This is a genomic window from Enterococcus sp. DIV1368b (genome assembly GCF_050529595.1).
Taxonomy (GTDB): domain Bacteria; phylum Bacillota; class Bacilli; order Lactobacillales; family Enterococcaceae; genus Enterococcus_B; species Enterococcus_B mundtii.
Window position 1 is genome coordinate 2395691 of record NZ_CP172883.1, and the last position, 13021, is coordinate 2408711.

Here is a 13021-nt window from a genome sequence, read left to right on the forward strand (position 1 = left end):
CAATTTTTTTGAGGTCAAGACAAAAAGTTCTTTCACTCTTGCCTTAACCAGATTGTTTTATATTAGTTTCCTGGGGCATCTGTTAACGTCCAAGTGAACGTTGTTTGGTAAGCTTTTGCGTATTTTGTCGTTGAGCCTGGTACTTCTAATGCAATACTATTTTTCGCAGTATCCACTGAATTTCCCCAATCCATCAAATACGTTCCAGCACCTTCACCATTTTTCGCACTCATCACTAATGATTCACTACCACTTGGATCTAAGCTGAAAGTTGCAACGCCTGTTGGTTTTGCTGATTGTGAACCAGTCACGACATTACCATTTGATAATGTGATTTTTGCACCTGTCAATTCTTGGTCTTCCGCTGTTTTGAATTGTGCATTTTGTTTTACTTTCAATGTCCAACCTGTTTCAGTTCCGCGGTTGTCAGATACTTGAACAAAGTTTGGTCCTTCTTTTTCAACATCACTTGCATCTTTATATTTTTGTGCTGCAGCATAGTATGTTTGCGTTTTTGACGTGATTTTTTGTTCACCGAAGACTAGACTTGAAGCAAAGTCGATCGATAATGGACCATTTGTACCTGGATTTGGCTTACCATCAGGATTTGTTGGATCAACTGGCGTTACTGGTTGTTCTGGATCAAGTGGATCAACTGGATCAGTCGTCTCTGTATTCGGTACATAATTGATCACACCGTTTGAAGTATATTCCCCACCATCAGCTGCCGCTACGCTAACTGTGCTGAATACTCCGCCTAATAACATTGTTGATAATAAGATCATTTGTGATTTTTTCATTTTTATTTTCTCCATTCTTAATTTCCTGGTGTATCGGATAGATTCCAAGTTAATATTGTTGAATACGTAACTGCATCTTTCGGTGTTTTACCTGGGATGGTCAATGAAACACTTTTCGTAACCACTGAGGATACGTCTTTATTTTTTTGGTCTTTCATTGTGATTGTCTCCACTTTGTCACCCCATGCTTCGATCCATGTGCCAGAACCTGCATCTTGTCCAGCACTTAGAACAATCGATTCTGCACCGTTTGGATCTAAGCTGATTTCAGTGGTCGCAGTCGGTGCAGCCACACCTTCTGCATTTGATTTGACTACCGGATCTTGCAATTTTATTACCGCGCCAGTCAACGTTTTGTTTAATGTGTCATCGTTCTTAAATTGACCGTTTTGACATACTTTCAATGTCCAACCAGCATTATTGCCTCGGTGATCAGATACTTGGACATAATCTGGCGTAACTAGATCCGAAAATGTGCCATCGTCATTTACATAAGTCTGTGCTTTAGCATAATAGGTTTCTGTTTTATTCGATATCTTATTCATGCCGAAATCAAAACTTGAAGCAAAGTCGATTGATAGTGGTCCTTTTGTTCCTGGTTCTGGGTCCGTTCCATCTGGATTAGTTGGATGAACCGGTTTATCTGGATCAGGGTCAATTGGATTGACTGGATCGGTTGGTTCCGTATCAGGTATAAAATTGACCGTACCATTACTTGTATACTTGGCTTGATCGACGGCTTGGACGGTCCCCGTTACTCCTGTCAAAAGACTAATGATCATTAAACCACTTACTGTTTTTTTCATACGATCCCCCAAAGTGATTCCTTTTTCACATGTTTCTTTTATGGCGCTGGAGTAGATTTTAGGCTCCATGTCAATGTGGTGCTATACTCTTTCGCTAATTTGACCGTTTTACCTGGTACGTTAAGTTTTACAGCAGTTGCGCCTTCTGTTGCATCTGTACCAAATTTGTAGATCCACGTTCCCATCCCTTTACCTGCATCAGCAGTCATCAAGACTGATTCATTTCCAGGAGTCAATGTATTTTGTGTCACTAGATCTGGTTTGTATTGATCATCCATGATCGATGCACTTGCACCGTTACTTAAGGATAGTACTGCACCTGATAACTCTTCTGCTGCGGCAGTTTGGAATTGCGTATCTTGCTTGACAGATAAGCTCCAACCTTCTTGTGTTCCACGTTTGTCTGTTACTTGTACATAGTTAGGTCCGTCTGTACCATTTGTGAATGTTTGGACTTGCGCATAGTAATCTTTAGTAACAGTAGTGATTTTTTGTTTACCAAATTGGAAACTTGAAGCAAAATCAATTGATAATGGTCCGTTCGTGCCTGGATTGGGCCCATTTGGATCAGTTGGATCTACTGGTACTACCGGACTTGTGGGATCAGTTGGGTCAACCGGATCTGTTGGATCGGTATCTGCTTCAAATGCGATCACACCATTTGTCTCATAGCTTGCAGTTTCATCCGCAGCAAATACTGTGCTTGTTCCTACTAATGTACTAAATAAAATAATTCCAGCTGTTAACAATGTTGTCTTTTTCATTTTTCTCTTCTTCTCCTTTTTATACCAATTATTATCAACACGATCAAAAGAAGGAAACTTCCAATGATCGTAAATTGTTTACTCCTGTATTCTCCAGTTTTTGGTAACTGTTTACTATCCCCTTGTATCGCCTCTTGCTGATCCACAGTTGTTCCATTTTTTCCAGAGGGCGTTTGATCGTCTTGAGTAGAGTTGGGTAAAGTGGGGTCGCCCACTCCTTCATCAGAACTGCTACTTCCAGCTTCAGGATATTCATAGGTGCCATAAAATCCTGTGACACCCTCACTTTTAAACGATTGCTCTTCTTCTGCTAAACCAATTGGCGTTTGTGTAAAAAGAAATCCTAACAACACAAGGATCTTCCACCTTTTTTTCTTCATCTTTCTCACCTATTCTCTATCGTCGTGTTTTTCTATGGGTTACCGGGTGCTGCAACCAATGACCATGATAACGTTCCTTGATAACTTCCGATTTTTTGTTTTTCCGGAGGAACAGTTAACTTGATTCCTTTGTTGTTCGCTTGTCCCCACTCTTGATTGACAAGATATTCCCCATTTGTCGTTAGTGTCTTTTCTTCCACGATTACTGCATTTGGACCGAGTACTGTGTTCGTTGTACCGTCTGTAAATGAAAGTGCATTAGAAAGTTGGATTGTCCCAGAAGTCAAAGGTTGCTTTTCAGTAACTGTCAATTGCCAATTGTCCCGTTCAGAACCTCTTGTATCTTTCACGATCAAACCACCTTCGATCCGTGGCCAGTACGTTTGAGTTGTTGTCTTAACTTTTTGTGTCTCGAAATTCATCGTGTTTGGGACTTCTTTAAGTTCTAAAGTCCCTGTAATCGCTACATTGACTATTTTTTCTGTCGTTATTCCATTTAGTCGATAGCTATACGTCGTTGAAACATTTTTTAAAACTTCCGCTTCTGTCGTATCCTTGATTGCTGAAAACGTTGTGTCTGTCAACGTTGGTACTAGATTCGCACTGCCATCGGCTAAGATCACTTGTGCCAGTGTTCGTTGATTCAACTCTTGTTGAGACGTCAACGCATTGGCATCAGATAAACTCATCCGAACATCTTTTGCATAGACTGCAAAACTACGATCAGTCGAAATCGTTGCTTCATTTTTTACAACGATCAAGTTTGCTTGTTGTTCCTTTTCATTCCCCGTCGTACCGACTTTATAATCAATGACATGTTTTCTGGAAACTTCATCTGCTGCTAGCGGTTGCTTGATTTCGTCCATTACATCAGCGGTGATCGAATCCGTAAAGAATGGACGTCCCTCTGCCTCCATCAATGATAAAACTGATTGTTGATCGACTAAATCTTGTGCTTCTTTTTCAGAAATGATCACATTTCTAGCAGAAAGCTCAGCAGCATTCGAATACTTCACTTTGACCTCATAACTGTATTCGCTATCTGGCGATTGCCAATCGATCGTTGATGAATCTTTTTGTTCAGCAATCGTTGTAGGTGTGTCGCCAATTTTTGAACTGTTGATTTCTGCTTGGTACAACCATGAACCAGTTATTTGTGTTTCTGGCGCAAAGCTCAATTTTGGCGTGATACCCTTTCCTGATGGAATCACCAAGCGTCCTTTTTGAACTTTTGTACCTGCGGTTTCTGTTCCCCATGCATTCAAGACTAATGGCGCATTCCCTTCTTTCACTTCACTAACGTTATGAAAAATACTTCCTTCGCCTTGAGCGATTCCAGGATTTTCTACTTCATAATCGATAACTGAACCAGGTATTGCAATACCATAACCACTACCGGATTTTGAGACATCGTTATCCCCGATGAAGCTTTTTCCAGTTGCTTTTTCAGTTCCTCTGAAATTCAAAGGTGTTAGCTTTGTTGCATTGGCAATCGTTGGATTGATTGTCAAAACTTGATAGGCTTTAGTTGCGCCGAACCATGTACCGGTACTATCTACTTGCGTTGTTGAATCTCCAGTAGTTGACTTGATCCAGACTAATTCATCTTTTGCAGGATCAGGAAACTCGACATCTGAAATATTGACTTTTCCTGTTCCAGGAATCGTTTCTAAAGTGGCTTCATCCTCTATAGTCAACTTAGCTGCAGAAATTAAGTTACTAGAAGTTGAAACGCCGATCCCAGCATTTTTTGACAAATGGATGTTTCCAAATGAATGATAGGTCGTTGCATGATTGGCAGCAGTCGCAGATAAGCCGTTTTTGATATTTCCGCCATTTGCCATTAATTTCAATCCATTTGTTACATTTAATTCGGTGAAATTGACGATGCCTAGTCCAGTAAGATTGATTGGATCTGTTTGATAGCTGTTTGTACCATCGACATTTTCACCAAAATTGAACACGACTTTGTTTGTACTGGCATTAGCAATCGTATTCGTAAAGTTATCACTGGCTGAACCACCGGATAAACCATTGATACTAACAGCTCCTTGAACATTAGCGGTAACGTTCCTCAAAATTTTCCCACTGCTGATATTGGAATACTGTGTAGCATACAGATTACCAATACTAGAGCCCTCCGCTTGGATATTCATCTGGATCGAACCATTTTGGGTGTAGGTAGCATAACTACCACCATCCCCATAAATGCTCGCACCATTTAATGAATCCACACCTGGTTTGGTAAAGATATTCAGCGTAATCGTATTGTCCGTATTTGTCCCCAAATTCGTGTTTTGTCCATATGGTCGCCCCCCTGTGATATATGTGTTACCTGGTAACTTGAATTCACCGTCATAGTTTCGTAAATCAATGAGTAAACTAGCATTTCCAAGTAGTGACCCATAGTTTGTGATACCACCAGAAAAGCCGTTAGAACCAGTTCGAGGAGTACCAGAGAAGTTCCCACCATAGATGCGATTATCTGAATTCCCAGTAACAGTATGTCCAGCACTTGCGCCATAGGATGCACCCATTGAAGCATTAATGACTCCTTCATAAACGGTCACTCCTACGTTTCCGACAATTTTTTTGTCATCCCATCCGCCACCAGATAAGAACCAGTCTACTTGACCATCATTGACGATGGTTTGTCCGTTACCATACACACGTGTCCCTGCATAGCCCGTACCTTCTAACGTATCAGCGATTCCACCATTCAATATGTTTGAGCTATTTCCTTCAATAACCCCCGAATAAGAACCACCATATGTCCATCGCGCTACGGTATTATTCAATATCGTTTGTGTATCTCCTTTAATGTAGATGTCCCATGTATCATTTGAAGCAGGATAGCCACCTCCACCTACAACGTCCCAAACCGAAGCTTCTCCACGATTTTTCTTCGTGGTCGAATAGGCTAAATCGGTTGGCATTGATCCGGAATAGGCAAAGCCAGCTCCGCCGATTGAACCATCTGCATTAGCCGTCCCAACTTCAATCGTTGTGTTGCCTTCGATGTAGCCACCGCGACCTGCTGCTGTTGTCCAAATGGCGCCATTATTGAATGAACCACTGACTAATTTTGAGGTGATGTTACCGAAGACTTTGAACTCTGCCGCAGCTTTGGCTAAATCAGCTCTTTGTTGTGGTGTATACGCATCATAGGTTGTTTCATTTGATGCCCCAATCCCACTTTTATTGAATTTAACAACGTTATTGCCGGCGCCCCCATTGAAGTCATTGATTCCACCGGCAGATGGGGTTCCTGCTTTGATCGTATTTGTGATATTCCCAGTGACCGTACCGGTATAACGATTGCCACCTTCAAATTCTGCCCGTCCAGCACTGTATAAACTACTATCCAAATTTGTTTCGATTCCGTCAGTTGAACGATTGGTTCCGATATTTCCTCGAGAGGACCCACCGATGAATCGTTCCCCTGCGCCGTACCAACGACCATAACCAGAAATGTTATTGGTTACTTTTCCAACAATATTCCCGTAGATGACACCACCATAAAAGGTACTTAATTGAAACCCTGTTGCACTATTGGTAATCCCGATAGTAGTAGATACAGTTCCCGTAACATTTGCTGTATTTGTCGCACTGGTTCCATTTCCACCACCGTACAAATTCGTGATTCGTCCACCAGCATTATTGATGATCGTAGAGACGTTTCCATCAATGGTACCAATATTAGCTCCTCCTGCTAGTGTATTGATTCCCCCATTATTCGTATTGTTGATAACGATACTCGTATTCCCTTTCAGCGTGCCACCATTTTGATTACCACCAAAGATATTCCATGTATAAGAACCTGTCGTATTGATAGTGATCACCGGATTCCCTACGACATCTCCTGAATTGGTTCCACCATAAATTGAAATACCGTTACCGTTTGCTCCTCCATTCAAATTCAAGCTGTGTCCATTCATATAGAAGTAAGAGCCGGTATAGCTAATATTTCGTAAAGTAATCGTTGAACCAAAGTAAGCATTCGCTGTAAAAGCAAGTGTTTTTGCACCAGATGGTACCGTTAAATCTTGTGTGATTGGATCATCTGAATGGCCAGTGATCACTAGTTGATTTACTTTATCTTTTAATGAGGCAAACGTAGCGTTAGTTGCATCGACCGTACTTGGAATATTGTTAGCGACTGTAGCAGCTGTTAATGTGACGTTTGATCCAATATACATGACGTAATCTTGCATATTGCCCGCATGATACAAATCATTTAATGCCGCTTTTACTCCGGCATCTGATGCAGCATATGTTTGGTAAGCTTGCGTGCTATCTGTGGGATTTGGTACAACAAGTACTTTCATCTTATCCGCTGTAGCAATCGTATCTTTGATCGAAGCATCTGTACTTTTTAAAGAACGGAATGCCTGTTGTTTGAATACTGCTTTTAGTTGCAGATCCTTCGTCACTGTTAATTCGCTGATTTCTTCATTTGTATAGAGTTTGCCTTCAACTTCCCAACCGTTCAATGGTTGCTCATCCGCAAAAATCGGGATATCATTACTTGCTAATTTTTCGTTTTCCTTAACTGTCAGTTCTTTAACTTCCGCTCCTGATTCGAATAAATGAGTGCTATCTGTCATAAAAGTTAAAGTAAAGTGTTTTTCTTCAGTCATCGATTCTTGTGTCTGTGCCTCTGACTGTTTCACCTCCTCTTTTACTGATTCTGTTGTCTGTGTGACTGTCTCTTCACTTTGCATGGTTTGATCAATCGACTCTTCTGTTTCAGTTGTGGGTGATAGAGTGACTGCATCATTTTCAGCATCCACTGCCTGCACGACGATTGACAATGGAGAAGTTATCCCTGAAAAAAGAAGCATTGCGGCAACACACATAACAATATTTTTTTTCATTTTATCTTCCCTTCTGCTTCATACAACAAAATTAACTTATTGATAATTATTATTGCTTGCTTGATTCTTTTTGTATTGTATAATGTAAAATCAAGTTATTTTTAAAAAATATTTCTTGATTACTGAAAAACGATTAACTTTTTTCAGAGCATATTATTTGACTTTAAAAAATAACAAGTGATTTTAATAATTCGCTTGAAAGTGAAAAAAGCTGTTATATCAACGTTAATCACGTGTCACTAATTCGCATGATCTCCCTTTTTCTTCTTATTTAATTTTCTGTCATGAAAAACGGATGAAATTTTCATGAATTATAATGTAGTAAAGAACCCGCCATTTTTTCAACGGCTATTTTCCAGAGTGTTTTTTGTTGTTTTTTTATTTCGATTTTCGCATGATAATCTTACTTTTTTTGTTTATACTCATAGAATCACCATGCTCGCTTTACTATGAAGCTAGTGTTTGCTTGAACAAGCATAATAAATCACAGTTAAATTTCTTTCATCAACTTTCTCTAATTGTTTTCTTCTCGCCAATAGCCATGCGTCATCTCTTCAAAAATGAATACATCCTATTCCCAAACACCATTTTCATAAATAAGCCATCATTCATAAAAATTTGTAAAATACAATTTTTCATGAATGATGGCTTATTTCTTTTAGACACTTATGTTCCGACCTCAAAGGATCAATTTTAGACTCCACTGTTTTCTACTCAAACCTCTGTAACAAAAATTTTATCTACCTGTCTTAACAGTATTAGCTACTGATCTAAACAAACAGCTATTTTTTTAAAAACGATAGCACAACTATTCGTGACCGCAACCCCAACTACACTCACTAATAATTAGTTATTCGCTTAAATCTGCTTAGAGTAACTGCGACAATATATCATTCCCGCTTCTATTGAAGCCACGATTCCCAGCATACTCTTATGATCGTATTTTCCAAGAGTATTTCCCCGTCGGATTGCTTCAATTGATCCATTCTTCGCCCCCTTATCCCGTTGCGAGTCAAGAAATGAGACAAATGATCCATTTGATTCAATGTTTGATCGAACTGCTATATCAATGGTTTATCGTTATCTAGTGTTTCTTAAAATCAAGCATTTTGAGTCTTCATCGAATCATAGATTTTCTTTATCCAACATAACAATAGCTAACAACGGGTAATAATAGATTGCTTTTAAACAATCGTTCAAACATATTGTATAACGCTTGTTTCCGTTATATTTAAATATAATTTATTCTTTTTTGAAAAATCATTTAAATATAACTTACGCGAGTGCTTGACTTTTGTAGTAACGCAGATAAAAAAATAGATCAGGTATCTAAAATACCTAATCTATCAGTGTTTTACTATTGATGTGACTATGCAACGATTCACGAGAATTTTATAGAATAATTGAAACATTTAAATGGAGAATGATTTTTTATTGAAATTTTACCTGAAGGATGCTCAAATCCTCGTACTAAAGTGCAGAAAAGACTTTCTTTTACAATAGTTCTCCAAATTTATTGATATAGATTTTTTTCATGAATGTAACTAGTCCTAAATATGCAATAACTGTCACGATCAACCAGATCCAATAGTTACCTGGCAATGGTAACAAACCTAGTCCTTCACCAAAATTAGTAAATGGAAGAACCGAACCTACTAGAATGCCTAATGTTGTAATTGAAAACATAATAAAAGTGGCATTACTTTGCAAGAAAGGCACTTTAGGTGTCCGTAACGCATGTAGTACTAGGGTTTGGGTCCATAAAGATTCAACAAACCAACCAGCATGGAACAATGCGATAAATAGAACTTGTTGTGAGCCAGTCAACGTATGGTAACTTCCACCAACCACTGCTGGACAAATCACAAAGTACATCAACAGATAGGTCGTGATGTCAAAAACGGAACTCGTAGGTCCGAAGTACACCATAAATTTGCCAATACTTGATGCTTCCCATTTTTTTGGTTCATGCAAATATTCTTTATCCATTCTATCCCATGGCAATGAGATACAAGATACATCATAAATCAAATTTAAAAATAAAATTTGTAACGGTAGCATAGGTAAAAATGGAAGGAATGTACTAGCTACCAAGACAGAAAACATATTTCCAAAGTTTGAACTAGCTGTTGCTTTGATGTATTTCATAATATTGCCGAAAGTCTCTCTACCTGACAATAATCCTTTTTCTAAAATCATCAAATCTTTTTCTAACAAGATAACATCCGCTGATTCTTTCGCAATATCTACTGCTGTATCTACTGAAATACCGATATCTGCCACTTTCATTGCTGGTGCATCATTGATACCATCGCCTAAAAAACCTACTGTGTGGCCATTGTTACGTAAGGCGGTGGTTAATCGTGCTTTTTGTTGCGGATTCAATTTGACAAAGACATCATGTGCCTCAGCAACTTTTCCTAATTCCTTATCAGACATCTCAGCAATTTTCTCGCCAGTGATCAATTCATTGATTTGTAAGCCTACTTGTCGACAAACAGAACGTGTAACCAACTCGTTGTCACCCGTCAATACTTTTACAGCAACACCATGATCTTTCAAAGCTTTCAAGGCTTGTTTGGTTGTTTCTTTTGGTGGATCAAGGAAAGCAAGATAGCCAATCAAGACCATTTCTGACTCATCTTTCACTGAAAATTCTCCAACCACACTTGGATTCGTTTTTTGTGCGACACCGATCACACGCAAACCATCTTCATTCAAGTCCTTCACTTTCGCCAAAACTGTTTCTCTTTGTTCAGCAGTCAATGGTTTGACTTCACCACCAAGGTCGATGTATGAAGAGATACTTAACATTTCTTCGATCGCACCCTTTGTGATCATTTGCGTTTTCCCAGCTGGGTCAGCCACCACGACACTCATTCTTCTACGTTCAAAATCAAAGGGGATCTCATCTACTTTTTGATAACGAATCTTCTCTGTATCTAACGTCTCAACTGCTTCATCGATAATGGCAACATCTAAAAGATTCTTTAATCCAGTTTGGTAGTAACTATTCAAATAGGCGTGGCGCAGTACTCGGTCATTTTCATTTCCTTCACAATCCATGTGGTATTCTAAAATAATTTTATCTTGAGTCAATGTACCTGTTTTATCTGTACAAAGGACATCGATCGCGCCAAAATTTTGAATGGCATTCAGATTTTTGATGACTGTTCCTTTTTTCGCCATGGCACTGGCACCTTTGACCAGATTTGTCGTAACGATCATCGGTAGCATTTCTGGTGTTAACCCAACAGCGACTGATAAGCCAAACAAGAATGCTTCTAACCAGTCTCCTTTTGTAAATCCATTGATCACGATCACAGTTGGTGCCATCAATGCCATGAATTTGATCAACAACATTGAGGTTTTTTGGATACCTAATTCAAAGCTTGTTTTTATCGGTTTTTGTGACAAGTTTTGTGCCACATGTCCAAACATCGTGTCGTTCCCGACAGAGATGATGATACCTTCTGCACTACCACTGATCACGTTACTTCCCATGAATGCAATATTTTCATAACTCGTTTCGCTTTGTGTTCTTCCAGAGCACACAGTCGCATGTTTCTCAACAGGATAGCTTTCACCCGTTAATGCCGCTTGTGAGATAAATAAATCTTTAGCAGAAAGCAATCGCATGTCTGCTGGGATCATATCTCCCGCTGACAAACGAACTTGATCGCCACAAACAATTTCCTCCATAGGAATTTCTTTGTATTCACCATCTCGTTTTACGGCAGCTGTTACTTTCACCAATGATTTCAACTTTTCAGCAGCTTGGTTCGAACGTACGGATTGGATCAAGGTCATCGTGCCACTGACTAACACCATGGCAAAAATAATGATTACACCGAACAAATCTTTATCTGCTGGAGCAGCTAATAGATACTCGGTGATAAAAGAAATAATTCCTAAAGCAATCAATACTAATGTGAAAGGGGTGATAAACGCCTTGATCACTTCTACAATAAACGGCGTTTTCTTTCCATATGAAATACTGTTATTTCCATAAGTTTCTCTTAAATTTTCAACTTGTTCTGAAGACAAGCCTTTTTGTGTTGTTTGAAATAAGTCAAATAACTGTTGCTTATTTTTACTAGCAAAACCAGCGTAGACTTTTCTTGTTTCTTTCTTTTTTTCCATCTCGTGTTCCTCCTTTGATCTTATCAAGCACATACTATATCGCTGTGCGCTTGATCGTTTATCTAATCAACGGAGACAGAGTGTTTTAAAGGCGCTGAGAACAGATAGATAATAGTCTCAACATACCAACCCTTTGTCTCCTTGTACACCGGACTTTCATCCATTTGTTCTCATCTCCTTTCGTTTACTTAAATTACTTCCTTGGCCTACTACTGGATACTTCAACTTCCCAACTTGATCACCCTCTAACACCTTTTTATTTGAAAAAACAGATTGGTGAGAAACAAAAAACCTTTCGCCAAAACTCAGCGAAAGGTCAAAAAAGTGCACAAAAAAAAGCATGGATGATCTACTCGTTGAGTTTTGGCACTATACAACGTAAAAAGCAAAAGAGCTTTTAGCTACCTTATGAAAAGCCTTATCTCGACAATTCCTGTTCTACCCATTGGCGTCTCTCGACATTTTTGGGCAGTAGCCTATGTTTGTATAGGAGCCTCACCTAACAAATCTTATTCAGTTTTTCCTCACCTAATGTAACAACTATTGGCTGGAATGTCAAACACATTTTCAAAAAAATTGAAACTATAAGGGATTCGTTTGTCATGTTTTCTTTCTCTAGGTATAATGAGCTTATCACAACAGATCGGAGTGAAGGATATGGAACGTACACTTGTTATTATCAAACCTGATGGGGTAAGACGTCATTTGATTGGCCGAATCATCCAGCGTTTTGAAGAAAAAGGATTCGCAATCGCTGAAATGAAATTCGCGACGATGACTGAAAAACTAGCAAAAGAACACTATCAACATCTATCTAATCGAAGCTTTTTCGATGACTTGATCGACTATATGACTTCTGGTCCAGTCGTCTATCTGGTATTAACAGGTGAAGATGTGATCGATCTCGTACGCAAAATGGTCGGTGCAACAAAAGCAGCCGATGCTGTTCCTGGGACGATCCGAGGCGACTTTGCCTTACCTGGAACAGAAAATATCATTCACGCTTCGGATTCACGAGATGCAGCCAATACTGAGATCACACGTTTCTTTCCGCCATTCGATACAAAGAAAGTAGAAGATGCGAAAAAATGAATTTTTTGATCACTGACTTTTTATGTGCATCATTTTTTTGATCAAAATATTGATATGCCAGTCCTTCTGATAGGGGTCATACGTCACACGTTTAGTGAGAGTATTGACTCAATACTAGAGGGACTGGTTTTCCTTTTGTATTAAGTCAAATACCCACTA

The 13021-nt window shown here is 39.1% G+C and carries 7 protein-coding genes and 1 riboswitch; of the genes, 1 reads left to right on the plus strand and 6 read right to left on the minus strand.

Annotated features, from left to right (window positions below; translation table 11 throughout):
* Positions 1 to 62 precede the first annotated feature (62 nt).
* The 6 genes from IGJ19_RS11035 to mgtA form a co-directional block, all read right to left on the minus strand.
* Positions 63 to 800, minus strand: coding sequence for a WxL domain-containing protein (locus IGJ19_RS11035; RefSeq protein ID WP_019724077.1), 738 nt, complete (start codon positions 798 to 800; stop codon positions 63 to 65).
* Between the two features lie 17 nt (positions 801 to 817).
* A complete protein-coding gene (locus tag IGJ19_RS11040) occupies positions 818 to 1606 on the minus strand; it encodes a WxL domain-containing protein (protein ID WP_071867177.1) in 789 nt (262 codons plus the stop codon).
* A 38-nt stretch (positions 1607 to 1644) separates the two neighbouring features.
* Positions 1645 to 2370 carry a WxL domain-containing protein gene (locus IGJ19_RS11045; protein WP_071867178.1) on the minus strand — a complete coding sequence of 242 codons (726 nt, stop codon included), beginning with the start codon at positions 2368 to 2370 and terminating at the stop codon, positions 1645 to 1647.
* On the minus strand, positions 2367 to 2750 hold the full coding sequence (locus tag IGJ19_RS11050) for an LPXTG cell wall anchor domain-containing protein (RefSeq protein WP_430604000.1): 384 nt from the start codon (positions 2748 to 2750) through the stop codon (positions 2367 to 2369). The genes IGJ19_RS11045 and IGJ19_RS11050 overlap by 4 nt, the downstream gene beginning before the upstream one ends.
* Before the next feature lie 32 nt (positions 2751 to 2782).
* Positions 2783 to 7627 (minus strand): beta strand repeat-containing protein, encoded by a 4845-nt coding sequence (locus IGJ19_RS11055; protein WP_430604002.1) that lies wholly within the window; start codon positions 7625 to 7627, stop codon positions 2783 to 2785.
* A gap of 1494 nt (positions 7628 to 9121) precedes the next feature.
* Positions 9122 to 11770, minus strand: a complete 2649-nt coding sequence (gene mgtA, locus IGJ19_RS11060; protein WP_071867180.1) for a magnesium-translocating P-type ATPase — start codon at positions 11768 to 11770, stop codon at positions 9122 to 9124.
* A gap of 341 nt (positions 11771 to 12111) precedes the next feature.
* Positions 12112 to 12284, minus strand: a riboswitch (M-box (ykoK) riboswitch).
* Between the two features lie 143 nt (positions 12285 to 12427).
* Between mgtA and ndk the strand changes: the two genes are divergently transcribed.
* Complete coding sequence (gene ndk / locus IGJ19_RS11065; protein ID WP_010734714.1) at positions 12428 to 12862, plus strand: nucleoside-diphosphate kinase; 435 nt, start codon at positions 12428 to 12430, stop codon at positions 12860 to 12862.
* Positions 12863 to 13021 lie beyond the last annotated feature (159 nt).